The organism is Candidatus Hydrogenedentota bacterium (genome assembly GCA_016791475.1).
Lineage (GTDB): Bacteria > Hydrogenedentota > Hydrogenedentia > Hydrogenedentales > JAEUWI01 > JAEUWI01.
The window spans coordinates 1-26,508 of record JAEUWI010000055.1 but is presented as its reverse complement, the minus strand read 5'-3'; the positions used below and the strand labels follow the sequence as shown (position 1 = coordinate 26,508).

At 59.9% G+C, this 26,508-nt stretch carries 22 protein-coding genes; 15 read left to right on the top strand and 7 right to left on the bottom strand.

The features are described from left to right. Nucleotides 1–226 precede the first annotated feature (226 nt). The gene (locus JNK74_22845) at nucleotides 227–1,228 is read left to right on the top strand and encodes a hypothetical protein (protein MBL7649025.1); all 1,002 of its coding nucleotides are present in this window, start codon (nucleotides 227–229) and stop codon (nucleotides 1,226–1,228) included. A 173-nt stretch (nucleotides 1,229–1,401) separates the two neighbouring features. On the opposite strand, the gene JNK74_22840 is transcribed toward JNK74_22845, so the two are convergent. From JNK74_22840 to JNK74_22830, 3 genes are read right to left on the bottom strand one after another with little or no spacing between them, the layout of a single operon-like run. Then, nucleotides 1,402–2,742: an exo-alpha-sialidase gene (locus JNK74_22840; protein MBL7649024.1), complete on the bottom strand. Its 1,341-nt coding sequence runs from the start codon at nucleotides 2,740–2,742 to the stop codon at nucleotides 1,402–1,404. Then, the gene (locus JNK74_22835; protein ID MBL7649023.1) at nucleotides 2,739–3,668 is read right to left on the bottom strand and encodes a CHAD domain-containing protein; all 930 of its coding nucleotides are present in this window, start codon (nucleotides 3,666–3,668) and stop codon (nucleotides 2,739–2,741) included. Before JNK74_22835 ends, JNK74_22840 begins: the two co-directional genes overlap by 4 nt. After that, on the bottom strand, nucleotides 3,665–3,859 hold the full coding sequence (locus JNK74_22830) for a hypothetical protein (GenBank protein MBL7649022.1): 195 nt from the start codon (nucleotides 3,857–3,859) through the stop codon (nucleotides 3,665–3,667). Before JNK74_22830 ends, JNK74_22835 begins: the two co-directional genes overlap by 4 nt. 237 nt (nucleotides 3,860–4,096) lie before the next feature. On the opposite strand from JNK74_22830, the gene JNK74_22825 reads away from it, so the two are divergent. Next, nucleotides 4,097–5,233: a DegT/DnrJ/EryC1/StrS family aminotransferase gene (locus tag JNK74_22825; GenBank protein MBL7649021.1), complete on the top strand. Its 1,137-nt coding sequence runs from the start codon at nucleotides 4,097–4,099 to the stop codon at nucleotides 5,231–5,233. 92 nt (nucleotides 5,234–5,325) lie between these two features. On the opposite strand, the gene JNK74_22820 is transcribed toward JNK74_22825, so the two are convergent. Beyond that, nucleotides 5,326–5,796, bottom strand: a complete 471-nt coding sequence (locus JNK74_22820) for a helix-turn-helix domain-containing protein (protein MBL7649020.1) — start codon at nucleotides 5,794–5,796, stop codon at nucleotides 5,326–5,328. 251 nt (nucleotides 5,797–6,047) lie between these two features. On the opposite strand from JNK74_22820, the gene JNK74_22815 reads away from it, so the two are divergent. Genes JNK74_22815 through JNK74_22805 form a run of 3 tightly spaced genes read left to right on the top strand, consistent with a single transcriptional unit; the run spans nucleotide 6,048 to nucleotide 7,916 of the window. Further along, on the top strand, nucleotides 6,048–6,767 hold the full coding sequence (locus tag JNK74_22815) for a DUF1080 domain-containing protein (GenBank protein MBL7649019.1): 720 nt from the start codon (nucleotides 6,048–6,050) through the stop codon (nucleotides 6,765–6,767). A 28-nt stretch (nucleotides 6,768–6,795) separates the two neighbouring features. Further along, nucleotides 6,796–7,122, top strand: coding sequence for a hypothetical protein (locus JNK74_22810; GenBank protein MBL7649018.1), 327 nt, complete (start codon nucleotides 6,796–6,798; stop codon nucleotides 7,120–7,122). After that, on the top strand, nucleotides 7,119–7,916 hold the full coding sequence (locus tag JNK74_22805; GenBank protein ID MBL7649017.1) for a DUF1080 domain-containing protein: 798 nt from the start codon (nucleotides 7,119–7,121) through the stop codon (nucleotides 7,914–7,916). The genes JNK74_22810 and JNK74_22805 overlap by 4 nt, the downstream gene beginning before the upstream one ends. Before the next feature lie 337 nt (nucleotides 7,917–8,253). Here JNK74_22805 and JNK74_22800 read toward each other — a convergent pair whose 3' ends face one another. Continuing rightward, the gene (locus JNK74_22800; GenBank protein MBL7649016.1) at nucleotides 8,254–11,997 is read right to left on the bottom strand and encodes a beta-galactosidase trimerization domain-containing protein; all 3,744 of its coding nucleotides are present in this window, start codon (nucleotides 11,995–11,997) and stop codon (nucleotides 8,254–8,256) included. 229 nt (nucleotides 11,998–12,226) lie between these two features. Between JNK74_22800 and JNK74_22795 the strand changes: the two genes are divergently transcribed. The 3 genes from JNK74_22795 (at nucleotide 12,227) to JNK74_22785 (ending at nucleotide 17,267) form a co-directional block, all read left to right on the top strand. Beyond that, complete coding sequence (locus JNK74_22795; protein MBL7649015.1) at nucleotides 12,227–15,205, top strand: DUF1553 domain-containing protein; 2,979 nt, start codon at nucleotides 12,227–12,229, stop codon at nucleotides 15,203–15,205. A 78-nt stretch (nucleotides 15,206–15,283) separates the two neighbouring features. Then, nucleotides 15,284–15,655, top strand: a complete 372-nt coding sequence (locus JNK74_22790) for a GxxExxY protein (GenBank protein ID MBL7649014.1) — start codon at nucleotides 15,284–15,286, stop codon at nucleotides 15,653–15,655. Nucleotides 15,656–15,821: 166 nt separating this feature from the next. Then, nucleotides 15,822–17,267, top strand: a complete 1,446-nt coding sequence (locus tag JNK74_22785) for a DUF1501 domain-containing protein (protein MBL7649013.1) — start codon at nucleotides 15,822–15,824, stop codon at nucleotides 17,265–17,267. Between the two features lie 161 nt (nucleotides 17,268–17,428). On the opposite strand, the gene JNK74_22780 is transcribed toward JNK74_22785, so the two are convergent. Continuing rightward, complete coding sequence (locus JNK74_22780; GenBank protein MBL7649012.1) at nucleotides 17,429–17,641, bottom strand: type II toxin-antitoxin system HicB family antitoxin; 213 nt, start codon at nucleotides 17,639–17,641, stop codon at nucleotides 17,429–17,431. A 143-nt stretch (nucleotides 17,642–17,784) separates the two neighbouring features. Here JNK74_22780 and JNK74_22775 point away from each other — a divergent pair, with 143 nt between their 5' ends. The 6 genes from JNK74_22775 to JNK74_22750 all read left to right on the top strand — a co-directional run bounded on the left by JNK74_22775 (nucleotide 17,785) and on the right by JNK74_22750 (nucleotide 24,941). Beyond that, the gene (locus tag JNK74_22775) at nucleotides 17,785–18,924 is read left to right on the top strand and encodes a hypothetical protein (GenBank protein MBL7649011.1); all 1,140 of its coding nucleotides are present in this window, start codon (nucleotides 17,785–17,787) and stop codon (nucleotides 18,922–18,924) included. A 186-nt stretch (nucleotides 18,925–19,110) separates the two neighbouring features. Then, on the top strand, nucleotides 19,111–20,229 hold the full coding sequence (locus JNK74_22770; protein ID MBL7649010.1) for a bifunctional 2-methylcitrate synthase/citrate synthase: 1,119 nt from the start codon (nucleotides 19,111–19,113) through the stop codon (nucleotides 20,227–20,229). Between the two features lie 167 nt (nucleotides 20,230–20,396). Beyond that, a complete protein-coding gene (locus JNK74_22765; GenBank protein MBL7649009.1) occupies nucleotides 20,397–20,597 on the top strand; it encodes a cold-shock protein in 201 nt (66 codons plus the stop codon). Nucleotides 20,598–21,347: 750 nt separating this feature from the next. Beyond that, a complete protein-coding gene (locus JNK74_22760) occupies nucleotides 21,348–21,548 on the top strand; it encodes a cold-shock protein (GenBank protein MBL7649008.1) in 201 nt (66 codons plus the stop codon). Between the two features lie 553 nt (nucleotides 21,549–22,101). Then, a complete protein-coding gene (locus JNK74_22755) occupies nucleotides 22,102–24,375 on the top strand; it encodes an ABC transporter ATP-binding protein (GenBank protein MBL7649007.1) in 2,274 nt (757 codons plus the stop codon). Between the two features lie 59 nt (nucleotides 24,376–24,434). Further along, nucleotides 24,435–24,941 carry a DUF1854 domain-containing protein gene (locus JNK74_22750; GenBank protein ID MBL7649006.1) on the top strand — a complete coding sequence of 169 codons (507 nt, stop codon included), beginning with the start codon at nucleotides 24,435–24,437 and terminating at the stop codon, nucleotides 24,939–24,941. A 130-nt stretch (nucleotides 24,942–25,071) separates the two neighbouring features. Here the strand turns inward: JNK74_22750 and JNK74_22745 are convergent, their stop codons facing one another. Beyond that, nucleotides 25,072–26,241 (bottom strand): exo-alpha-sialidase, encoded by a 1,170-nt coding sequence (locus tag JNK74_22745; GenBank protein MBL7649005.1) that lies wholly within the window; start codon nucleotides 26,239–26,241, stop codon nucleotides 25,072–25,074. Between the two features lie 159 nt (nucleotides 26,242–26,400). On the opposite strand from JNK74_22745, the gene JNK74_22740 reads away from it, so the two are divergent. Beyond that, nucleotides 26,401–26,508: hypothetical protein (locus JNK74_22740; GenBank protein ID MBL7649004.1), on the top strand; the 108-nt coding region annotated here is incomplete at its 3' end.

Below are 26,508 nucleotides of genomic sequence, written 5' to 3'. Positions count from 1 at the left end.
GATGGATCGAGAAGTCGAGCGGCGAAAGGGGCGACATCCCGATGAGCCATGGCGCTGGCGGGAAGATTGGGATGGGGGCGTCCTGCGATGTCAGCGGCCGGCCCGCCTTGCATTCCAGTGGGTGTTCAGTGCTTTCCTGAGTTGTGTTGGATTTTTTGTCGCGGTCAATTGGAAAGACTTGGCGAAGGACGACCAATCCACCTTCCTGTTCGGTGGGACCATATTCATGGCAATTGTGGTAGTGTTGCCGACTATTTTCAGCACCCTCCGCTGGTGGAAATGGCGGGACATGGTGTGCGAACTCCAGACGATTCCCGGGGCCATTGGCGGACGCCTGGTCGCAACTATCAGGACCCCTGTCGCGCCGACGGAGATCGACTCCATCGAGACGCGCCTTACCTGCTATTACTATAGTCCCGAGAGCGGCACGGACACGGGCCACGGCATGCGGACCGAGCTGTGGCGTGAAGCGCAGACGATCCCCGCGGCTTCGATAGGGATGGACGCCCAAGGCTGCGCACTTATTCCGGTGGATTTCGCCATACCATCCACGTGCGAGGCGTCGACGGCGGAGATGAAGCCTGACCGGGTTCAGTGGGAACTTGCCGTCAGCGGGAAATCGGCGGGTATCAATCTCTCGGCGATGTACATTGTTCCTATTTTCCAGTTTGCTGGGGAGCAGGCGATATCGCGTGTTGAAAGCCTCGCGCCGGAAGTGCCGGTGGCGTACCCACAGACGATTCAGGTAAAGGAATGGGGCGATGGGATTGAGTTTCACTATGTGGACACTCCGCTTAGAATTCTCGTCGCGCTTGTATTCGCCATTGCCACCGTTGTTCCTACCGCGCTGCCGGTCTATCTTTACACCTCGACCTCGACGCCGATCTTCGTGGTGATCGTTTTCGCAGTTTTTGCCATTCCGCTCGTGCATACCACGCTGCGCCTCTGGTTTGGCCGAAGCCACGTTTGCCTCTCCCCCACATCGCTTACCGAAATTTCTTCGATGCTGGGCTTCCTCCGTCGAAAGGCAACTCCCCTGGGCGAAATCGTGCTGGTGGATGCGCAGGTTGATGGGCGTTCCGGGAAGACGCTGTACTATGCGATCCGGGTGCATACGGAGTCGGGCGTGCGGTTGGTGCTGAAGGGAATTCGCGACAAGGCGGAGGCGGACAGGCTGGTGCGGCAGATTGAGGCGTACCTGGCGCGGCACCGGCCGGGTGTGGCCTGAGCCAGTTCGTGTCCCCGGAACAGGAGTGCTTTGATCGTGCGGAGTGCGCTCGGGCCGCGACGGGACAGCCACGGACGTTACAGGCCCCCTTGGCTCGGGTAGGGGCCGTGTACATTCGACGTGAGGTGTCGTGGCGTGGCGCGTGGGTCCGCGTCAGTCCCTGCGGTGTCGCGCTATTTTGCTGCGTTCACGCCGTAGATTCTTGCATCCCGGAGGAAGAAGCGGAGTTGCACGCTTTGTCCGGTGAGGTCTCCCCCATTTTTCCCGTCCCAGGCCATGGGGAGGGCGCGGCCTTCGGTGTTTTCGTAGAGGCATTTGTCGCGCTCGTAGCCGGGGATGAGCATTCCAGTGGCGTCTTTCAGCTCCGCCATGATGTAGGCCTGTCCGGTGGCGCCTTCGGCCGGTCGATAGCCCGCGTACGCATTGAGGGTGAGGCCAGCCGCAGGCATTGTGAAGGGGGGCGTGGAGAATTCGCCGTTGGCGCGACAGGTGGTGTAGAACACACGGTCGTCGGGCAGACTGGCGATGCTGCCGTCGGGCTTGTAATAGCGGAGGCGACCTTCGCGGAAGAGGGGGCCCTGGAGGGCGAGCCAGAACTGCTGCTCGAAGGCGTTGGTGTCGCGGAAGGGTCGCTTCCAGTTGAGTCCGTCGCGGCTGATGGCCCACTCGCTCATGTAGGGCGGGCCGTGCTTGGTGAGGGCGCGGCGTGAGTTGGCTTCGGAGGGCGGGGGCATGTAGTCATTGAGGAGGAGGGCGAAGCGGCCCTGCAAGGGGGTGACCACGACACGGTAGAACTCGAGATCGGCGGGGTCGTGGGCATCGGGCGTCCAGAGGGTGGCGCCGCCGAGGAATTCGGGGGTGAACGATTCCCAGGTGACGCCATCGCCCGAGCGGAGGAAGGACAAGACTCGGCGGCGTTCGCCGATGTTATCCGGATAGCGCTTCGGGTAAGGTTGCACGATGGTCTGGATGTTTACGAGTTGGCCCGTGGGGGCGTGCCAGAAGAAGCAGGAGGCGTCGTGGCCCTGGAGGGCGTTGTCCGAGATCAGCTTCCAGTCCGTGCCGTTGTCGCTTCGGAAAACGTGAAGTTTGCCGGGCCATTCGGCCCAGGAGAAGAGGAAAATGGCGCCGTCGGTGGGCCGGTAGACAAAGTTTGCGAAGCCCTGCCACTCGCTGCGCTCGTATTCGAAGACGACTTCCTCCCCTTCGAAGGTGCGACCGTCACGGGTGCCGCATCGGACGATCTGGATGACCCGATGGGCGCGGTCGTCCCAGTTGCGCATGCGCCAGCCATAGATCCAGGCTGCACCATCGGGCCCGGGAACTTCACAGCCGTACTGCATGTCTGGGAAGCCGGTGGCGCGGCCTTCGTTCTCTAGTTGCTCGGCGCCGAAGACGATCTTGCCGAAGGGCGCTTCGATGTCGGATGCGTCCCAGAAACGGAGGGGCAAATCGGCCGCCGGCACGCGGAGGGCACTGATGACGAGAGCGAGGGCGGTGATGGCGCACTTCATGGGGCATCTTCTCCAATGGCGGATTTGCAGCAGGGAGCCTGGGGGGCGGTGGTCATCGATTCGAACGCTATTCGCGCTTCCTTCCCCAGGAGCGCTTTTCCAATTGGGCCGAACTGCTCGGCCAGTTCGGTCGCGTGGTTTCCGTAAGCTTCGGCCACGAGGGGCGCGCCCTGGGCGAGGCTGTAATCGACCGCGCCGCCGAGGGCAAGCACCATGTCTTCCAAAAGGCGGCATTCGTTCCACTCGCCGAGGATTTCCTGGGCCGCTTTGACGTGCTCGATATGGGTAGTCATGGCGTCGCCATAGAGGGGCGCATGAAACTCGCAGGCGTAGCGCAAATGTTTCAGGGCGATACGCACGAGGTGGAGGGCTTCCGGATCTTCCGAGCGCCGCCATTCCTTACGCGCGACGCGCGCCTCGGTCAGGGTGCCGAGGATTCCGGCCTGGGCGAGATCGAGGATGCAGATGCCGTCGGTCTTAATTTCGGCTAGAAGCGCGGCCAAGGCTTCCGAGAAATGATCGCCCGCCGCGAGCTTAGCCGCTTCGCGGCAATAGTTCGCCTGATCGTCCCGACGTGTGTCGATTATGGTGATGGCGTGGTCCATGAAGCGCCGCCAAACGCCGTGGGTCTCTTCGCGGTGCTCGCGCAACATGATCGCCATGACGTCGAGCTCGCGTCGGGTGCCCAGGTCGCGGGTGATGCTCCGGGCGAGCTTGCGGAGGGCCTTGCGCGGCTTCGGCGACAAATAAGGCTGGTAGATGTCGAGAGCCATGCGCAGGCGGCGGGAAGCCACGCGCATGTCGTGTATGGCGGCGCCGTCGAGGTTGTCTACCCCTTCGACCTTAGCCATGATGATGTCGGCCTGGGTCTGAACGACGGCCTGGGCCTGCTCTTGGCCCCGAGGACAGGCGGTGTGCTTGCTCATGCCTCGTCCTCACTGGCGACGTCTGGTTGGGCCTGATGGGTTTCCCAGGCGGCGAGGGCCTTCAACAGGGATTGCTCGGCGCGGACCCTGTCGTCGCCCTGGGAACGGCTCCAGATGCGGGCGGTGTCACAGACGGCCTGCATGGCGTTGAGACGTCGAGCGTCGATGATGTGCATTCCCTCGCGGGGCATGGCGCTTCCTTTTCGAATGACTGAATACCTGCCAGTATAGGCTATAGCGGCAGGGCGGGCCAAGTGCCTGAGGGGTAGCGGACTGATAGGACCAATACGACGGATAGGACCGATATGAGCGCTAAGTGAGTCGTGCGCGGGGCGGGTTGGGCGTGCTATGATCTTCGTGCGCTGGGGTCCGGCGCTTTTCACTACCCCTACCCTTGGCCCTTTGTGTGCCTGTCGCGGAGAGTTTCCATGCATGTTCCCCTGCTCGACCTGAAAGCGCAGCTTGCCCCGATTGAAGCCGAGCTGAAGCAGGCTGTCCTGGATGTTATCGATTCGACGCGCTATGTCATGGGGCCGGAAGTGGACGGGCTGGAGGCGGAGATCGCGGCGTATTGCGGGGTGGAACATGCCATCGGGGTGACTTCGGGCACGGATGCGCTGCTGATGGCGTTGATGGCGCTGCATGTGGGGCCTGGGGATCTGGTGGTGACTTCGCCCTATTCATTCTTTGCGACGGCGGGCGTGGTGGCGCGATTGAACGCCACGCCGGTCTTCGTGGACATCGATCCGAAGACGTACAACATCGATCCTGCGGCGCTGGCGAACTGGTTTGCGGAGAATCCCGACGCCGCAGAGCGCGTGAAGGCGATTATCCCGGTGCACCTGTACGGTCAATGCGCGGACATGGACCCGATTCTGGCTATTGGCCGGCAGTATGATGTGCCGGTGATTGAGGACGGCGCTCAGGCGATTGGCTCGACCTATCCGGGGAAGGAGGGCGTGCAGAAGGCGGGTTCGATGGGAGCGATGGGCTGTTATTCCTTTTTCCCGAGTAAGAACCTGGGCTGCCTGGGCGACGGGGGCATGGTGGTGACGAATGATGCGGCGCTTGCGGACAAATTGCGGCGACTCCGCAACCACGGGATGGAGCCGAAGTACTACCATTCGCTCATCGGCGGCAACTTTCGGATCGACGCGTTGCAGGCGGCGGTGTTGCGCGTGAAGCTGAAGCATCTGGAAACCTGGCACGGGATGCGCCGGGCGAACGGCGCGTATTATGACGGTCATTTCTCGACCGGGGCCATCGGGCTTCCGGCGCTGGCCTACGGACGGGAGCACCATATCTACAATCAGTATATCGTGCGGATTCCGGGTCGGCGTGACGAAGCCAAGGCGCACCTGACGGCGAAGGACATCGGGTGCGATATCTATTACCCGATTCCCTTTCACCTGCAGGAGTGCTTCCAGTATCTGGGGTATCGGGAGGGGCAGTTCCCCCACGCCGAGCTGGCCGCGAAGGAAACGCTCGCGCTGCCGATTTATTCGGAGCTTAGGGATGAAATGCAGGATTGCGTGATTGGGGCGCTCGAGGGGTTGCTGGGGTGATCTGCCACTGACTGGGTTTGCCTGGTTCAAGGCGGGGCACTGCACACATTCTGCCGGCAGGGATGCCGGCGCTCCCAGCCCGCCGCATTACTTCACACCTTCGAGGCTTGTACAATGCGGCGGAGGATGGCTGGGGTTTGGTCGTAGAGGGGATCGCTGTCGAGGGCGGCGGGGTCTTTGGCCGTTTTTCTGCTGTTGAGGAATTTCACGATTTCCATTGAAAAGCCCACGGGATCGCCATGGCCATCGCGGCGGAGGTCGTCAATCCAGTAGGCGGCGTTTACGAGGTTGAAGAGATCGCGGGCGGCGAGGATGGCGGCCCAGGTGGCGCAGGTCACGCCGCGTCCGCTGTGACTGCTGAGGGCGTAGGCCGCGGGATAGAGCACCAGTTCATTGGCACGGCCCTCGCCGAGATAGGCCACGAGGTTGTCTTTAACCAGGAAGTACTCCCGACCTTTTTTGTCGACATCACCGAATCGCCCCTGGGCGATGTGGTGCTGGATGGTGCGTCGGGCGGTACCGAGGGCCTCGGCGATTTCTTCTACGGTCCAGGAGCTTTGCATGGTGGCGCAAGGGTCTTTCATGAGTCGCGAAACTGGCAGGTTCACTGCGCCTGTGGCGCAACGGACGGCCATTTTGGCGCAGATGTATGGTAAATTCAAGTGGTCGATACCTGGTCGTGCCCGCTATGGTGTAAGTCTGACCGATCTGACCGATCTGACTGATCGGTGGATTGTGGTGGCGTGGGACCTTGACAGGACCTCGCGGAATGTTGACGATAGTAGTCAGTGATTTTCTGTACTGGAGAGATGCCATGACTCGAGTTGTCCTGTTTTTGACGCCGCTTCTTTTTTCCGCCGCACTGCTTGCGGGGCAGGCCGACGCACCGTCGGATGAGGACGGGTTTGTGCCCCTGTTCAACGGGGAGAATCTCGACGGGTGGGAGACGCCCGACCCCTCCTACTGGTCGATCGAGGATGGCGCCATCACGGCGAAGATCACGACGGAGCATCCCTGCTCGGTGAATCAGTACCTCGTGTATGAGAAAGAGCCACTGGGTGATTTTGAGCTGAAGTTGTCGTTCCGAATGAACGGATGGCCGACGCCGGAATTGCCTCACATCAATGGGGGTTTCCAGTTTCGCAGCAGGGTGATCGAGGGTCACGACGTGGCGGGCTATCAGGTGGACAACAACCTGGCGACGGACTGGCTTGTTCGGCTTTATGACGAGCACGGGCGGCATACGCTGGCCTGGCGCGGTGAAAACACGACGATCACGGACAAGGGGGAGCTGGTGGTGTCGCCCATCGAGGCGGCAAAAGGTCCGGCGGAATTCAAGCTGGAGGAATGGCACGAGTATCACCTGATTTGTCAGGGGCCGAAGATTACACTGAAGGTCAATGGCAAGGTGATGGCCGAGGTGACCGACAACGATCCCAAGCAGCAGGAGTTCACGGGGGTATTGGCGCTGCAACTGCACAGCGGTCCGCCGATGACGGTGCAGTTTCGAGATGTGCGGGTGAAGAAGCTGTAGTGATTTTGAGGACGAAGGACTTAAGGGACTGGAAGGACTGAAGGGACTGGAAGGACTTAAGGGACTGGAAGGACTTAAGGGACTGAAAGGACTTAAGGGACTGAAAGGACTTAAGGGACTGAAAGGACTTGAGGGACTGAAAGGACTTGAGGGACTGAAAGGACTTGAGGGACTGAAAGGACTTAAGGCATGGGCTATCCAGTGGCTACGCTGTCGCAAGAACGGCGCTGTCGTGGAAGCATTCCCGCAGTGTTGTCTCCGGTGTCCTTTGCGTCGTCTCTTGTCCTTGACTGGCGCGCCTCCGCTCAAGTACAACCACATTAGTCTTGCAACACCTTGGAGAAGCACCCCATGAAATCTTTTTCCCGCAGTCTCATGCTGGCCTTGACGTGTGCGCTTGCCCTGGGCGCGAATGGGGCCGAACCCGCCGCAACGGACGAGGGTTGGGTCCGCATCTTCAATGGCAAAGACCTCGAAGGGTGGACGCCGAAGATCCGCTACCATGAACTGGGCGAGAACTGGAACAACACCTTCCGGGTTGAAGATGGCGTGCTGAAGGTCTCTTACGATCAGTATGGCGGAAAATTCAACGAGACCTTCGGGCACCTTTTCTACAAGACGCCTTTCTCCCACTATAAATTCCGGATGGAGTATCGCTTTGTGGGCGAGCAGATCGCCGACGGCCCCGGCTGGGCACTGCGCAACAGCGGGATCATGCTCCATGGCCAGGACCCAGCGACGATGGAGAAGGATCAGGACTTTCCCGCGTCGATCGAAGTGCAACTGCTGGGCGGTGACGGCGAGAAGGAGCGGACGACGGCCAATCTCTGCACGCCGAGTACCAACGTGGTGCTGAACGGCGCGTTGTTTGAGCCGCACTGCGTGAACTCCCGTTCGAAGACCTATCACCTCGACCAGTGGGTGAAGGTGGAGGTCGAAGTCCAGGGGAATGATTTCATCCAGCACTTCATCAACGGCGAGGCAGTCTTTGAGTATGAGAAGCCCCAGCTCGACCCGAAGGACAAGTATGGCAAGAAGCTCATCAAGAATGGTGACGTGATGCTGAGCGGCGGGACGATCTCGCTGCAGAGCGAGAGCCACCCGGTGGAGTTTCGGAATATTGAGATACTGGATTTGAGCGGGCGGTAGAGCTGAACCGCAAATTTGCCCAAATTCTCGCAAATTTTATGCTGAGCAGGTGGGAGAGATTTGAACGGCAAGTGAACGCGAATCTGGACCAGTTTGAATGCAGGATGCAGTGCTTGACGTTGGCTTTTCAACGGCCACGGGGGCTTGGCATATTGGGATAGATAAGCACAACAACCTCAAAGGACTCAAATAGAACGATCGTAGGTTGATCTTCGTCATCTTTGATATCCTTTGAGGTTAAGTCGACACTTACATTACCTTTCGCCGGGTTGAGCGACCTGCCTGATCGTGCAAATTCAACATCGCGCAGGCCGATTTCTTGCTGCGCTCTTCATCTCTATTTGACGGTAATCGTTGCGGCTATGCTGGCGCCGGTCAGGATGTCTTCGGCGTGAAGGGTCCATTGGCCCCTGGGGTCGTTCAACGCAAAGGGGATGGTGACTTTCCCCTGGCCACTTTCGATGACTACGTGATCCGCGAGCCAGTTTGCCTGGTTGTCATTGGGACCGTTGAGATGGAGTTTCAGTGCGCGCGGGCCGCTGGGGCCGGGCACCGCAATGGTCGGGGTCAGGACTTCGCCGGGCGCCGCGTCGGCACTGCCGAGGTCGATTTCGGGTGGCTGCGGCGCATCCGGAAGGAGGGCGAAGAAACTCGCGCGGGCTTTGACAAGTGCTACGGGGAATTCCGAAACACTGCCGAAGGATTTTTTCGACTTGATGTCAATGACGTGACGGGGCTCCGGAAGGGTGACGTGGAGTTCTTTTGATTCAGGGCCAAGCAGCGCAATTAGCTCCACGTCGCCGTTCTTCCAGCGCGTGAGTTCCACGCCTTCCGGGTGGGCTCCCTCTTCCCCATCGAGCACCGCCGGGCCGCCTGATCCCGCCGGGACCTGTTCGCCCTCATCGAGCAATCGAGCCACTTCCTGCGTCTCGGCCGTGGTGGCGACTTCCCGCACCTGTATGGCCGCTTCGACGCCCGAGGCCGCGAGGGCCTGCCGCAGGAATTCGTCGAAGGGCGCGGGATAAATGGCGAAGTTGAAGAGCAGGGCCTTCCCCTGGCCGAAGTTGTTTTGAATGGCGGCGGGGTACTTCAGCCCGTGGTGGAAGTGGATGGGAAAGGTCCAGCCGAGGGCCTCGCCCGTGGTCAATTCCACGGAGGGGTCGGCGTACATCTGGGGATAGACGTCCCTGCCGTACCAGTTCCCCCACTCCATGTACACCTTGCGTCCGTTCAGGGTTCCATCGATCCGCATGCGGTCGAGATCGGCGGCTTTCTGCTTCGGCCCGCGCTTCACGCCGAAGACATCGTCGAGGATGCCGCCGGACTCGTAGGGCTTGCAGCGATCATTGTAGAGTCCGGGACGGACATCGGCAATGAGGGTTCCGCCCTGTTGTACGAAGTCGCGAATGACGGAGGCCTCCCGCTCGCCTATGGCGAAAGCGAGGGGGAGAATGAGCACTCTGTACTTTGATGCGTCGAACTCGCCGAGGCGCAACTGGCGGTCGGTGACATAGTCGAACTGGAGCCCGGCATTGTGGATGGCCTCGTGCCATCGGTCGTGGTCGCGGTTGTACAGCCCGTAGGTTTCGTTGCCGTCGAAGTGGGCGATGTGGGTGGAGGGCATGCTGTAGAGCATGGCGATGCCGTCTTTTTCCATGGGGTATTTCATCAGCAGATCGCCGAGGCCGTCGCGCACGACCTGGGTATCTTCGATGAGCGGGCGGGCCGTGGGCGAGGGCGCAAGGCTGGGCAGGAGATAGCCGTGGTAGCCTTCGCCGATGTTGTCCCAGCGCCACCACTGGATGGTGTTCATGTTGTTGGTGATCTGGCCCCAGTAGTAGCCCAGTTCTTCGTCGGGATCCATGCTGTAGCCGATCCAGTTGCCGGTGGGGAAATTGGGCTTCGCCAAGGAGCGCACCACCTCATTGGCCGGACCGTGGTAGGGTCCGAAATATTCCATCTCCCGCATGAAGAGGTCCAAGTCGCCGCCCTGGCGCGAGCGCGTGGTGTGGCGGCGAAGAGAGAAGCTGTCGGTGCCTTCAAAGCCGGTGAGGGCCTGGGGGTCGAGTTCCTTGAAGGCGACGAGGAATCGCTTGCACCATTTTACGTAGCTCCAATTCTGGAAGGCCTGGCGATCATACCAGCGGGCATAGTTTTCGTCCTGCAGGGCGCGGATCTCGTCGTTGATGTCGCCGAGTCCGACCTGGGCCTCACCGAACTTAATCTCGTCGTCGGTGATGTCCTTCTGAAAGCGCTGCTTGTAGAAATCTCTAAACCATTCGGGGGCGTCGGGGGCCGGGAGCGGCCCTTCCGTGAACAGATTCACGTCGTCAAAGGTGGTGTACTTCTCGCCCCACGATGCGTTGAGGGCATCGATGTCGCCATAGACCTCTTTCAGATATTCGCGATAGGCCTTGATGCAGTGGGGACCGAGACAGGAGGCGCGCACCGCGTTTTCATCGCCCAGGGAGTAGACGAAGATGCCGTGTTCCCGAGATTTCCGGTGGCGTTCGACGGTTTCACGAACGAGTTTGTTCATGGCCTCTTCATCATGCACGCAACCGCCCTTCAGGATGCCCTGTTCATCGAGCATGGCGGTGACGGTGTGGCTGCTGGCGCGGAAGCTCGCGGCATAGGGCACGTAGGCCAGCTCGCTTGCGGAAAAAGACAGGGGCGGATCGCCGCCCTGGAGGATGGATGTGACGCCGTGGCGCGCGAGGCTTTCCACGCCGTAGGGCGCGAGATCGGCGGTGGGCGTGTTCCACATCATGAAATGAAACTGATCGCGCTTGCGCTGGACGATGCGGACATAGGACGAGGCGGTATCCAGCTTCGAGCTTCCCTCGGTCAATACCGCTTCGACGCGAACCAGCATGGGGAACCAGTCGGGAATCTGAGAAGAGAACGACGCGACACCGTCTTTCGGGATGGCGTCGTGCCGCTGCAGGACCCGCCCATCCTTGTCCACGACATCGAAGTGGAGCTTGTACGTTTCGACGGTCGGAATCGGGATAGTGGCTTCAAGAGTCTCACCGATCTCGAACCAGTCTTTCACCAAAGCAAGTTCGCCGAGCAACTTCTCCTGAGACGCACGCACGGAAATTGAGGCCCAATCTTCGACACCGTTTTCGGTGCGGATGAACCCATCGATATGATACTCGCCCGCGGGGGCGAGCATCTGGTCGAGAAAAGCTTCGCCCGATTCGCCGACTTCTTTCTCAAACATGGTAAAGCGATTGTTCGTAGCGCTGCGCACGGTAGCGTAGACTTTCGCGCCCTGCTCCACACCGGACCAGGTGATGGTCGTCTTGCGTGGATCGGGATCGGCCTTGATGAAGACGCGCGCCTTCGGCTCTTTCTTCGCGGCCCAGAGGAGCGCCCGGCCCTGATCGGCCATCTGGTAGTCGAGTTGCACTTCCCAGTCGAGGGTATAGGAGAGTTTGTCGCGCAAGGGCAGATGAAGGATTCGCCCCTCCCCGGCGGTGAATGCTTTTGTAACCTTGATAGCTTCGGGCATGGACTCCGACGCTGTGAAGACTTCCTGACCCCAGTTCTCATCCTTGCCCACATAAATCAACCCCGCGCCGGCTTGCACTGCGGACTTGATTGCTGTCTGGACGGCATCCGGCAATCCCGAGAGCGGAACTTGATTCAGGAAGAAGACATCGTAGGGCTTTTCCATCAGGCGCAGGACACGCTTCGTCGCCAGTTCGGGGTCGCCATACCAGCGCGGGTTTCCATCGCCCACGAGGCGCTTGGGTCCGGGGGCGAAGTAGGCGGCGTCGGCCTCCAGGTCGAAGCGCTGCATGAGTTCGATAATCTCGCGGCCTTCGGTGCTGCCCTGGTACCAGGGGGCGAAGAAGAGGACGCGCGTGGGGCCCTGGGCGTAGGGCTTGGCCCATTTCGTGTGGGGCGTTTCGAACTCCATGGAGAGGGCGTGTTCGGCTTCAAGGAGCTCGGGGCCTGATGGGACATCGGCTCGGAGGGTGGCGCAGAGGGTGATGCAGATCCCCGCGGCCAGACAGCGCATCGCGGCAAGCAGCCTGGAGGTCACCCGAAAGTCGATTGAACTTTTTCCCATTGTCATTGCTCCCACGTCGAGCGGTAAATTCAATTAAAACTCGACAAGACCCGCAGTGTAAGTTCTTGACGAGGTTCATGTCCAATTAAACCCGCGCGTAAAACTAGGCTGAAAACTGACCTCGGATGGCGCGACGGCTTTGGTCCGACGCGTTGATTGCGCGGGGGCGGTGGTCTATAGTTTATCCACGCTGTGGTATTGACTTTTTTCTATTGGAGACTTTGCCTGCATGTTTCGGGCTTTCATGGTTGTCGTCCTCTTTGGCGTTGCTTCCGCATTCGCGGCCGATGCTCCGGTGCATTATTCCCGCGATGTGCTGCCTGTTCTCGCGTCGAAGTGCTTCACCTGCCACGGTCCTGACGCGGAACACCGTAAGGCGGGGTTGCGCCTCGATCAGAAAGAGGGGCTGTTTGGGCCGCTGAAGTCGGGCAATATCGCGGTTGTGCCGGGCGACACGGCGAAGAGTACATTGTTCCACCGCGTCACCACGACGGACGCGGAGGAGGTGATGCCACCCGCCGACGCCCCTAAGCCCCTCAGCGAGGAAGAGAAGCAGACCCTCATCCGGTGGATTGAGGAGGGCGCGCCGTGGACGGGACACTGGGCTTTTGAACCCTTGCAGGAAAGTGCGCCGCCGGCCATTGAAGGGGACACCTGGAGCCGAAATCCCATCGATCAGTTCATTCGCGCGGCGCAGGTGGAAAGGGGCCTGACGCCTTCGCCCGAGGCGGATCGGCGCACCCTCATCCGGCGACTTTCTTTCGATCTGCTGGGCCTCCCCCCCACACCGGAGGAAGTGGATGCGTTTATCCGCGACGCACGACCGGATGCCTGGGAGCGGCTGGTGGACGTGATGCTGGCATCGCCGCGCTATGGCGAGCGGTGGGCGCGACACTGGCTCGACGTCGCCCATTATGGCGACACCCATGGCTATGACAAAGACAAGCGACGGGAAAACGCGTGGCCCTATCGGGATTACGTGATTAATGCGCTGAACGGGGACAAGCCCTATGGTCGCTTTATTCAAGAGCAGATCGCGGGGGACGCGCTTTATCCCGATGACCCACAGGCAACGGTGGCGCTGGGCTTTCTCGCGGCGGGGCCCTGGGACTTTGTGGGGCATGTGGAATTGCGCGAGGGCACGATAGACAAGGCGATCACGCGCAACCTGGATCGGGACGATATCGTGAGCACGGTGATGGCGTCGGTGTCGAGTCTGACGGCGGGTTGCGCGCGTTGCCACGATCACAAGTTCGACCCGATCAGCCAGGAAGACTATTACAGCCTCCAGGCGGTATTCGCGGGCATCGATCGGGCGGATCGCGATTTTGACGATGACCCCGCAGTGCATCGAAAGCGTCTCGAGATTGCAAAAGTTCGGGATGGACTGCTTCGCGCTGATGAACGGTTCAAGGCGCAACTTAAGGCGCTGACTTCCCCCGATCTTGTTGCTGTGAATGAGGCGCTGAAGCCGCTTGAGACGCGCCTGGAGGAATTGTCGCGAAAGGACAGTCCGACGAACGGCTATCACAGCGCGATTGAAACACGCGCCGATGAAACCAAGTGGGTACAGGTCGATTTGGGCGCTTCCATGCCGCTGGAGAAGATACGTCTGGTTCCCGCGCGGCCAGTGGACTTCACGGATACACCGGGCTTCGGCTTTCCGCTGCGCTTCAAGGTGGAGGCTTCGGAGGATGGTGCGTTTACTTCGCCGGTGGTGATTGCGGACTACACGGAAACAGAGCATGGCTTTCGCACGGACCATGCGGTGGAGCTGGACGGAAAGGGTGTGTCGGGGCGCTATGTGCGCGTGACGGCGACGCGGCTCTTCAAGCGTCTGGAGGACTATGTTTTTGCGCTGGCGGAATTGGAGATCTACAGCGGCGGCGCGAATGTCGCATCGGGAAAGGGGGTGTCGGCGCTGGACAGCATCGATGGCGGCCGCTGGAACACCGCCTATCTTGTGGATGGTTATGACAGCCACCAGCGCCTGGAAGCACCCGGAGTGGAGCGACCCGAAGCGGCGACCATTGCCGCGATCGAGCGCGCGGTGGCCACGCTGAAGGCGGAACGGGAGACGATCACGCTCGGCCTTTTGCCGGAGGGCGACCGCGCGGGCTATGAAGAGAATCAACATGCGCTGGCGGAGGCCACTGCTGCGTGGGATGCCTTGCCCGAGCCGCGCAAGGTCTTTGCTGGTACGAGTCGCTATGCCCGGAATGGCAATTTTGCCCCACCGGAAGCGGTGCGCCCGATCCACCTGCTGATTCGGGGCAGCGAAAAGACGCCGGGACCGGAAGTGGGCCCCGGCACGGTGGGCTGTATTGCGGGTCTTGAAAGTCGCTTTGGGGTGTCGGGCGACGAATCCGAACGGCGCGCGGCGCTGGCCCATTGGCTGACCGATGAACGCAATCCGCTGCCGTGGCGTTCCATCGTCAACCGTGTGTGGCACTATCACTTTGGTCAGGGAATTGTCTCCACGCCGAACGATTTTGGCCGCATGGGCGCGCCACCGACCCATCCCGAATTGCTGGACTGGCTTGCGGCGGAATTTCTGAAAAATGGCCAATCGCTGAAATGGCTTCATCGCCAGATCGTGACCAGCGCGACGTATCGACAGTCTTCCGCGTCCAATCCGACTTTCGAATCGTTGGATGGCGGCAATCAGTTTTTGTGGCGCATGAACCGTCGTCAACTGGAGGCCGAAGCGCTGCGCGATGCGACGCTGGCGGTGAGCGGCAAGCTCGACCTGAGCATGGGCGGGCCGGGCGTGAACTTCTTTGTCTTCGAGGACGACCACTCCCCGCGCTACAAGTATGCGGAGTTCGACCCGGCGGATCCCTCGGGCTTCCGGCGATCGATTTATCGTTTTGTGGTGCGCAGCGTGCCGGATCCCTTCATGACGAACATGGACTGCGCGGATCCTTCGCAGAGTGTGCCGGTGCGCAACCAGACCCTGACGGCGATTCAGGCGCTTTCGATGCTGAATAATCCCGTCACGGTGCGGCAAGCGGCGTATTTTGCGGAGCGGGTGGCGCAGGGTGGCGCGACGGTTTCGGCGCAGGTTGAGGCGGCCTACCGGATCGCCCTGAACCGTGGACCGAGTGCGGAGGAGCTGGTGGCGCTGGCGCCTTATGCGGAGAAGAATGGCATGGCGGCGGCGTGTCGGGTGATATTGAATAGCAATGAGTTTATGTTTGTGGATTGAGAGGGAGTTTTTCACCACGAAGAGCACGAAGTTCACGAAGGGAAGAGAAAGAAGGCAACAAGAGGAAAGGGTAATACCGTGCAGTTTGACACACTATCCAATCGAGTTATCGGCTGTGCGATCGAAGTTCACAAAGAACTGGGTCCCGGACTCCTGGAATCCACCTACAGGGCTTGCTTGTCCCATGAGCTGACGTTGCAGGGAATTCCCCATCGAATTGAGGCGCCGGTGAAGGTGATGTACAAGGGCCTGGATGTGGAATGTGGATATCGCATAGACCTCCTTGTCGAAGAGTCGCTGGTGCTGGAGTTGAAGAGCGTAGCGGAACTCGTTCCTATCTTTGAAGCCCAGTTGCTGACCTACATGAAGCTTGCGAACAAATCTGTTGGCCTCTTATTGAATTTCAATGAAGTGCGTTTGAAAGATGGCATAAAGCGGATGGTGTTGTAGCGAAGTGGACAACATGCGCCAAAGCTATTGGAAAGAATTGAACCACGAATGGACACGAATGAACTCGAATAAGATAGTGTTACCTTTTTACTTTTTCTTCTTCGTGCTCTTCGTGCCTTCGTGGTGAATCAATCGTTTGCGCCTTACGGCGCGGGTTGGATGCAGAATGAAAAACTTGTCTAAGGAGTATTTTCCCCGCTCCCTTTCGCGCCGCGAGTTCCTTTGGAAATCCGGCGGTGGTCTGGGCGGTATTGCCCTGGCCCATTTGCTTGCGCGGGATGGGGCTTTTGCCAGCCCCGCGCCCGGGTTGCCGCTGGGGCTGCATCATGCGCCAAAAGCGAAGCGCGTGATCCAGCTTTTCATGTCGGGCGCGGCGAGCCAGTGCGACACTTTTGATTATAAGCCCGAGTTGATCAAGCGGGCTGGTCAGCCTTTCGAGCCCGGTGGCAAGGTGGAGTTGTTTCAGAGCGATGCGGGCGTGGTGATGCCTTCGCCGTGGGGGTGGAAGCAACGGGGCGAGTGCGGGAAGTGGATCAGCGATCTGGTGCCCCATTTGGCGACCTGCGCGGATGACATGGCCTTTCTCCCCGCGATGGTGGCAAAGTCGAATGTGCATGGCCCGGCCACCTTTATGCAGACGACGGGTTACCTCTTGCCCGGATTTCCAAGCATGGGCTCCTGGGTAACGTATGGTCTCGGCAGCGAGACGGACAACCTCCCTACGTTTGTGGTGTTGCCAGACGCGCGGGGCTTTGGTCCGGGCGGCCCGAAGAACTGGGGCGCGGGTTTTCTTCCTTCGAACTTTCAGGGAACGCTCATCCAGCCCGCCAAGGCGAATCCCATTGCGGATCTTTTTCCGCCGAGTGGCGAATACGTCACGCCGCAGAGCGATGCGGAAGGATTGGACGTCCTGGAGAAGCTGAATCGCATGCACCTGGCGGAGCGCGAGGGGGACTCGCGGCTGGACGCGCGAATCGAGAGCTATGAATTGGCCGCGCGACTTCAGGTGACGGCGCCGGAGGTGCTGGACCTGACGGGCGAGACGGATGCGACCAAGACGCTTTATGGCATGGACAGTCCCGTGACGGAGGACTTTGGCCGGAATTGTCTGGTGGCGCGGCGGATGCTGGAGCGGGGTGTTCGTTTTGTCCAGGTGTGGAGTGGCGCGGACAATGCTTTCCCCCGCCGCAACTGGGATTCCCACGAAGATTTGCACAAGGATCATGGCGAGATGGCGGCGAGTATGGACAAGCCCGCGGCCGGTCTGTTGAAGGATCTGAAGTCACGGGGCATGCTGGACGATACGATCGTAATCTGGACCACGGAGTTTGGTCGCATGCCATGCAGCCAGGGTAGCGCGGGCCGTGATCACAATCCCTTCACGTTCACGTCGTGGCTTGCGGGAGGCGGTATCAAGGGGGGCGTGACCTACGGCGCGAGCGATGAGTGGTCCTACAAGGCGGTGGAAAATGTGACGTATGGCTATGATCTGCACGCGACGGTGCTGCATCTGCTGGGCATTGACCACCGACGGCTGACGGTGCGGCATAACGGAATCGACCGAAGGCTTACGGACGTGCATGGGAATGTAATTGGGGACATTCTGGCGTAGGGTGGGGCGCCGTTGGCGGTAACAGTCCCAGGAATTGAACCGCAAATTTACGCAAATTTGCGCAAATTCATCGGAGATAAAGCGGACGAGATTGCGAGCCGCGAATGAACGCAACTAAACGCGAATTGCGTGGCAAAGTAAGAGGTCGAAAGGAGCGGCATCTAAAGCCCCACACTCACCGTCTGCGTGCCTGCGAAATCGGATTCAAGGGCGGGCTCCCCATCCTCCAGCAGCATTGAGATCACTTCCTGCATGTTTTCACGAAGCTCTTCCATTGTTTCTCCCTGGCTATGCGCGCCGGGAAAACCGGGCACGTAGCCCACCAAGAGATTTGTATCCGCGCAACGCTCGACAACAAACGTGTAATTCCGCACTTGACTTCTCCATTCCATGACCTCCTCGACCGGGCATTCTATTTTCGCTTTTTAATTATACATTACGGCAAGGTGGCGGCAAGATGGGAATAAATGGCACTCTGGCTACGTGTGAGTCATCAACATTCGGAGCAAATCTACGCATGAACCTTATCATCTGCCTACTCGCCCTCATCGGCGGCCCCGATTCCCTCCCCGCTACTACGGAGCTTCCCGATCCCTTCCAGTACCTCGATGGACGCCGTGTGGCGTCGCCGGATGAATGGCCCGCGCGCCGTGGGGAGATGCTGGAGCTGCTTTTGAAATACGAGTATGGCCACGTGCCCCCTGCGCCGGGGAATGTGGCGCTGGACGCGGTGCTGGAGTCGGGGACGCATTTCGAGGGGGCTTCCACGTTTCAGTCGGTAAAGATTAAATTCGGTCCGGAGCAATCCCTGAGCACGACGGTGCATCTCTATCTTCCCTCAGGGTCGTCGGGGCCGATGCCGCTGATCTTGCGCTTTGGTCTGGGCGGAGAGCATGCCCCGGCGGCGAATGGGGCGGGCTTTGCCTTTGCCTGCCTCGACCAGACCAGCCTTGATCCCGACACGGAAGGCTACGACGAAGCGGGCCCGGCGCAATTGGCCTATCCCGAGTGCGACTGGGGCAGCATCGCCGTGTGGGCCTGGGGCGCGTGCCGCGCGCTGGATTATCTGGTGACCCTTCCCGAGATAGACCCGAAGCGAACGGTGATCACCGGGCATTCGCGGACGGGCAAGGCGGCGCTGCTCGCGGGTGCGCTGGACGAGCGGTTTGCCTTTGTAGCGCCGAACGGATCGGGCGCGGGCGGCGCGGCGGTGTTTCGCCATGCGCCGAAGGGCATAGAGACGCTCAAGCTCATCACGGAGCCCGCGCGCTTCAAGAGCTGGTTTCAGGCGGATTTCGGGCGTTTTGGCGACAACGTGAGCACCCTGCCGTTTGATCAACATTTTCTGCGGGCGATCATCGCACCCCGACCGGTACTTTCGACGGACGCCTTCGGCGATCAGTGGGCCAATCCCGAGGGCACGCAGCACGGGTGGCAGGCGGCGCAGCCGGTCTACGATTATCTCGGTGCGGGCGGGAATAACCAGATTCACGTGCGACAGGGCGGGCACGACCAACTTACCGAGGATTTCGCGGTGCTTCTTGAAGCGGCTTCGGCCCATTTCGCCGGCACGTCGGCTCCGGCCACGTGCCGTCGGGCACCCTTCCCTGAATTGGCGCCGCAGTATCGAGGGCAAGCTTCCGCACCCCATCCCTGATGCATATTGACTATTGAAATTCTTAATGACTAAAGCATTGACACTGCCTATTCAAAAAGGGCAGCCTGTAGACTTGGGAGGTCAGGGCCCATCGGCGATTCAAAATATGGCTCCGGTCGAAACGGATCGTTGCCTGTCCCTGTCCAAGGTAGCGGAAAGAACCGCAGCAGCGGAAGGAGAGCATGCATGAGTGAAGTGGCATACAGCCCGGGATTGGCCGGGGTCATCGCGGGCGAGACCACGATCGGTGTGGTTACGAACGGAAAACTGCTCTATCGGGGTTACACGATCCAGGACCTGGCGGAGAAGGTTTGTTTTGAGGAGACGGCGCACCTGCTTCTTTTCGGCGAACTGCCCACGGCGGCGGAACTGGCCACGTTGAAGCAATCGCTGGACGAGTACCGCCCCCTTCCCGAGCCGGTGCTGCGCGCGCTTCGCGATATTCCGGCGAAGCACTCCATGATGGATGTGCTCCGCAGCATGGTGTCGCTGACGGGCCATTTTGACCCGATATCGGGGGACGACGAGGCGGCGGACCGGCAGCGGGGCCTTTGGCTGACGGCGCAGATCGCGGGGATCATCGCGGCGCGTTTCCGGCTGCTTAACGGCAAAGAGCCGATTGCGCCGAAGCCGGGATTGAGCCACGCGGCGCAACTGCTGTATCAGTGCCATGGCGAAGTGCCGGATGATCTGTCGGCCGAGCTCGTGGATTTGACGCTGGTGCTGTATGCGGAGCATGATTTCAACGCCAGCACCTTCGCGGGCCGGGTAATTATCTCCACGAAGTCCGACATGGTGTCGGCCATCACGGGGGCGATTGGTGCGCTGAAGGGATCGCTGCACGGCGGCGCGAACGAGGCGGCGATGGAGATGTTGAAGCAATTCAAGACGCCGGAAGAGGCGTCGGCCTGGGTGGCGGAAGCGCTGGCGCAGAAGAAGCTGGTGATGGGCTTTGGCCACCGGGTTTACCGGGATGGCGACGTGCGTGCGGTGATTCTGGAAGACAAACTGCGCAAGCTTGCGGTGCAGAAGGGCCAGGAGAACTGGATGGCGATTTACGATGCGGTGAAGAAGCCGATGGTGGAGCAGAAGAAGATATATCCGAATGTGGACTATCCCTGCGGGTTGGTTTACTACCTGCTGGATCTTCCGATAGACGTGTATACGCCTCTGTTTGCGGCGGCGCGCGTGACGGGCTGGAGCGCCCACATCATGGAGCAGGCGCGCCACAACCGCATCTTCCGCCCGATCAGCATCTACACGGGGCACGCGGAGCGTCCGGTTCCCGCGCTTTCGGAGCGCTGAGGGCGGTCGCGCCGGGGAAATTCGAGGCCCTCGGGGGCTGATAAAAGTTGTAGCAATTATGGGAAAAACCTGCTAAACTTTTTCCCTGGATCAGTGGTGTGCCTCCACCGCCGCCACTGGTTTTCTGTTACACAAGTAGATAACACTAGAATCTAAAGGAAAAGAAAATGCCCACAGGTACCGTAAAATTCTTCAATGAGCAAAAGGGTTTTGGTTTCATCAATCCGGACGACGGCGGAGATGACCTGTTCATCCACATCTCCAATGTTTCCCCGTCCGAAGGACTGCTGAAGGAAGGCCAGAAGGTCTCTTACGAGATCGGCCAGGGTCGCAAGGGACCTGAAGCCCGCGAAGTGCGCTCCGCGTAGTTCTGGAACGCTTCCCAACCAGTTTAATCTGTGTATCTTGTGGACTACGGTGAATGGATGGCTTCTCCGCGCTGGTGGAGCGGCGCCAGGAACCGATACGTACACATCGTCGAAACAGAATACCGCGCTATGCCCGCGAATCTGTTGACGCCCGAAATTGCCTGGTGGAGGTCTTCGGCGTTCCTGGATTTCAAGGGTATAAGGTGGGTTTACGAATAAGAGTGTAGCAGTACTGGGCACTTTCATACGTCAAGCTCTCGGCGATTAACCATCAGCCTCCGCTGGCGAGAAACACCGATTACATCGAATCAGGAGAACCGAAGAGGTTCTCCTGATTTTTTTTTGGGGGGGGGGAAGGGGGTGGCGGTGGTTGAAAAGACTTAAGGGACTTAAAGGACTTGAGGGAGTTAAAGGACTTAAGGGACTTAAAGGACTTAAGGGACTAAGAAACTTGAAGGACTAAAGAGACTTGGATTTGGGGACTTGGATTTGGGGGCTCTGAATGCATGACGGGCCTTGGAAAGACGATAGCCATGAGGCCCGGAGGGGGCTTTGTGGTGTTGCGCACTTTCTGGATTGCGAATGCTTTTCGTGGTTCGGGTGCCTCAAATAAACAAATATTTAACGTAGTAGTATTTTGCGTGAGATATTGGTATACTTCTCTAAATGGCGCGGAGGCGCTCTTCCACCAGTGCCTCCTGTGTGCGTTACACAATGCCTCCAAAAAAACACAGAATCAAAGGAAACACAATGCCCATCGGTACCGTAAAATTCTTCAATGAGACCAAAGGTTTCGGCTTCATCCACCCCGACAACGGCGGAGACGATCTGTTCGTTCACATTTCGAACATCGACCCTTCCGAAGGCACGCTTACGGAAGGCCAGAAGGTCCATTACGAAATCGGCCAGGGACGCAAGGGCGACGAAGCCCGCTCCGTCCGCTCGGCGTAATATCGCCAGCCTTTTCGCAACAGTTTAATCCGTGTATCTTGTGGGACATCAGGCAATCTGCTTACGCCTACGTAAATCCTGCTGTTTGAATACCCTGGCAATACCCCTCGTCGAAACAAAATGAGGCCCCGCCCCGCTCTCGGATGATTGGCAACGACTGGTGGAAGTCGACCCAAGCGTCGGAGGCCTTGGGAAGGTCCTCATTGCGAACGAAAGTGTTGCAGTATTGAGCACTTGAAGACGCCGAGCTCCGGCGAATTACTACCAGCCTCGGCTGGCGAGAAACACTGATTACCCGAAAGCCGGGAGGATCCGGGATCCTCCCGGCTTTCTTTGTTTGCCGGGGTATCCGTATGGGTCTTATGGGTCTTATGGGTCTTATGGGTCTTATGGGGCGTATGGGGCTTATGGGGCTTATGGGGCCTGGGGGCTATCGGGCGGGCGTATGGGATGATCGCTCCAGGCTACGGGCCGTTGCGTTGGCGTCGAAAATGTATGCATACTGGCCGTTCAGGTGAGGAAGAGCCACATCCAGCATCACGGGCAGTATCACATGATCAAGCAGTCGACGAGTTCTGAGCGCATCCAACACTATACCCGGCAGCCTGCGGCGTTGCCCGATGCGATTGTGCGGAAAATAACTTCGGCATCACCCGGTGATCCCGTCGTGTTGTATGGTCTTGCCGATTTGGATGGGGCGCTTGCGCAACGACCAACGTGGGTGGTGCTTACGCGCGCCAGCATCTACCTGGCGGATGGGGACGCTCTTTCCATTTCGACCCACATTGCGCGGGATGCGATTGGCGAGGTGCAGACGGTAACGGGCTTGAGTTGCAGCCAGTTGTTTTTGCTCGGACGTGAAAGTGGCGAGGCGCTGGCGCACCTGCACTACAGCCATCGGCAGCGCCACGCGATGGAGGGGATCAAGTATCTTCTGGAACACCCCGAAGGCGCGGCACCGGAGAGTTCGGCGGAGGCGCTGTATCAGCGCGGGCTGTTGCAACCGATCGAAACAGCGCAGGCGTCGATTTCGGAGGACAGCACATCGGTGCTGTGGCGGCTGCTGGGCTACATGCGCCCCTATATGTTACGGGTGTCGGCAGGTATCCTGTCCGCGCTTGCGATTACGGCACTGCTGCTGGTCCCCCCCTATCTCACCGGCCACCTTCTGGATTCCATCGTGCGTCCCGTTCAGGCGGGGGAACGTGCCGCGCTTGACATGAAGCCTGAGGCCCTATGGACGATAGTGCTGCTGGCGCTGACCTATTGCGGAATCCAGTTTGGCTTCTGGGTGCGGATGCGGACGATGGCGATGCTCGGCGAGTTTATAGCGCGTGACCTGCGACGGGAGGCTTACAGCCACCTGCAGAAGTTGAGCCTGGGCTTTTACTCTTCCAAGCAGACCGGCAGTCTCATCAGCCGCATCAGCTCCGACACGGACCGGCTTTGGGAGTTCCTGGCCTGGGGCAGCATCGACTTTGTCATTGCCCTGCTCACGCTGTGCGGGCTGAGCGCCATGCTTATCACCCTCGATTGGAAGCTGGGCCTGGTGATGACCCTGCCGCTGCCCTTTATCCTGCTTTTGCTCTACTACTACGGAAACGTGATGCAGGGGCTGTTCATCCGGGCGTGGCGGCGGTGGAGCATGGTGACGGCGGTGCTGGCGGACGCCATTCCGGGTGTTCGCGTGGTGAAGGCCTTCAATCAGGAGGGGCGCGAGCGGAACCGCTTCGATCTTCGCAACGATGCCGCCTGCGAGAGCTTTAACCAGATCCATCACACGTGGACCAGCTTCTGGCCCTTTCTCTGGCTGGCGGTTCAGGGCATGACCCTCGGGGTGTGGATCTTTGCCATGCCGCGGCTGCTGGGCTACTCCCCCACCGCCGCGCCGCTGAATGTGGGCGTTTTTGTGTCCTTCGCGCTCTACATGGGCATGTACATGCAGCCGATTGAAGTGCTGGGTCGGATGACCTTCATTTTAAATCGCGCGACGAGCTCGGCCCACCGGGTCTTCGAGATTCTCGATACGGAGCCGGAGATCCGCGACAAAGAGGATGCGGTACGGCTTGATCCGGTGCTGGGCCGCGTGGAATTCGACCAGGTGAGCTTCGGGTATGACGGGGTTCGTTCGATTCTCAAGGGTGTTTCCTTCCGGGTGGAGCCGGGCGAGATGATCGGCCTGGTGGGGCCTTCGGGTGCCGGCAAATCGACCATTACGAATCTGATCAGCCGCTTCTACGATGTAACCCACGGCCGCATCGCCATTGACGGCGTGGATGTGCGCGATCTCGATCTGGGTCATTTCCGCAGGCAATTGGGCATTGTGTTGCAGGATCCCCATCTGTTTCACGGGTCGATCCTGGACAATATCCGCTATGGCATGCCGGAGGCCGATCTGGCGGCGGTGGTCTCGGCGGCGCGGACGGCTAACGCCCACGACTTCATCTGCCAATTGCCCCAGGGCTACGACACCGTGGTCGGCGAACGCGGACACACGCTTTCGGGCGGCGAGCGCCAGCGCGTGTCCATCGCGCGCGCGATTCTGTGCAATCCGCGCATCCTGATACTGGATGAGGCGACGAGCAGCGTGGACACGGAGACGGAACACAAGATTCAGGAGGCGCTGGACAAGTTGGTGGAGGGACGGACGGTGTTTGCCATCGCGCACCGCCTCTCGACGCTGCGCCGGGCCAACCGCCTGTTTGTGGTGGACGAAGGGCGCATCGTGGAGGAGGGCACCCATGGGGAACTGTTGGACAATCCCGAGGGTGTGTATACGCGGCTGGTGCGCATGCAGCAGGAACTGCACGAGATGTATATTGCGTGACGAAGGCTGATCGCCTGACACGGTTGCAGGGACGGCAGGAAATTTTTGAGACAGGCTAAATGGCAGCAAACGAAGACATAGATATTCCCAAAGCACCGGTGACCCTCTCGGAGTTGCGTGTCACACGCGCGGAGGACGGGCGCTATCGCGCGGCGTGGGCGGGGCACGAGTGCATCGTGCGCGTCGGCACGTGCTTCCCCTGGACCGCACCGGGCACCTTTGTGTCGCTGCGCGGCGAAGACGATAAAGAAGTGGCGCTCATCCCCTCGCTCGACGACGTGGATGGCGAGACTCGGGCGGTGTTGCGGCATGCCCTGCGCGAAGCGGCTTTCGCTTTCGAGATTATCCGGATCACGCAGGTGCGCAAGGAGTTTGAAATCCGCCATTGGGTGGTGACCTGTGCCGAGGGGCCACGCAGTTTTCAGACCAAAGTGGATGACCACCCCCAGTTGCTCCCGCCGAGTGGACTGCTCATCACCGATGTGGCGGGCGATGTGTATGTAATTCACGACTGGAAGGGGCTGGACAAGCAGAGTCGGAAGCAGATTGCGATGTTTGTGGACTAGGGGACTGGCCGTACCCAAGCGGCAATGACTTAAAGGCGGTATTCAGGGGACGGCCAGCGCCTCGACCTGAATCATGTGTTCGAATTGGCTACGTGTGCCGGGTGAGTCAGTCCCCTCGTCCGGTCCCTGCTCAGTTCTTGATCGACTCGACGGTAAAAGTGCTGTACTTGATGGTCTTTCCGCCGGGCACGCTGAGCGTGTAGGAAAGGTGGATGTTGCCGTCGGCGCCGCGTAGTACGGTGGGGTAGCCGAAGGAGGAGTCCTTGTTGTCGCTGTTTTCCAGCATCTTCTTGGCGGTCCAGGTTTTGCCTTCGTCTTCCGAGAGGGAGATGGCGAGGTTGTGGCGGCCCTGCTCGGCGTCGTTGTAGACCAGGACCCAGCGGCCCCCACCGACCGCGCAGGCGGAGACGCTGCCGCCGGAGTTCTTGAATTCCATGTCGGTGCCGATGCTCCAGGTCTCGCCGCCGTCTTTGGAGCTGGCTTCGATGATGCGCTTGGGCTCCACCCCGTTGTCGCGCATGTAGGCCATGAGGGTGCCGTCTTCGCGCTCTACGATGGCGGGCTGGATGTTGCCGAGGCCCACGATGGGCTTGCTGGCGGCCCAGGTCGCCCCTTGATCATCGGAATAGGCGGCGAGGGAGACGTTGAAACCATCGGAATAGAGCGGAATCAGGATACGTCCGCTCTTTAGCGTGAGGACGGGCGTGCGGGTCATCCAGCCGATGTCGGTCTTGACCGGATCGGCTGCGTTCTCCGCCAGCATATCGGTATAGGCCTTGGCGTACTCGGCCCACATATGCTCCGGATAGCCAATCGCTTCGAAGCCCGCCTTGAGGTCGTCGGCGAAGGTCTTGCCCGGCTTGAGGAGGATGATATCCTGCCAGTCCCACACGGGTGCGCCCTCGCCCTGGTAGTTGGTGCTGGTTTTGTACTTCAGGATCCCGCGCTCCCAGCGGTTCGTGTGTACGACGAGCCAGAAAAGCCAGAGTTTTTCATTGGCGTCGATGAAGAGGACGGGGTTGCAGTCCGGCAGGTCGGGGGTGTCGGCCATTTCAAAGACTGGACTCCATTCGGAGGCGCCTTTTTTCAGGCGTGCGCCCTGCACGCGTACGTCGTTGGCGCTTCGCTCTCCCGTGCCGTAGAACCACGTGGCCAGAATATCGCCGTTGGGGCACTGCACAATGGAACTGCTGTGAACGTGCTTGTCCTGGAGCGGAAAGATGTGGCTGGTATCGGCGGGGGCCGCCGGAGCGATTAAAAGGACCGCAAGGGCGAAAAGGAAAAGACTGGCAGTGCGCACGGCGCGTCCTCCGGATGGGATGAGATTGCTTGCATGGGAATGAAGACCAGCACCCAGTAAACCCGATTGGGTGCGGTCAAGTCAACGGCGCGGTTGAGCGTACGTGGGGTGTTGATGGGGCTTATGGGGCTTATGGGGCTTATGGGGCGTATGGGTCGTATGGGTCGTATGGGTCGTATGGGTCCGTATGGGGCTTATGGGTCTTATGGGTCTTATGGGTCTTATGGGTCTTATGGGGCTTATGGGGCTTATGGGGCTTATGGGGCT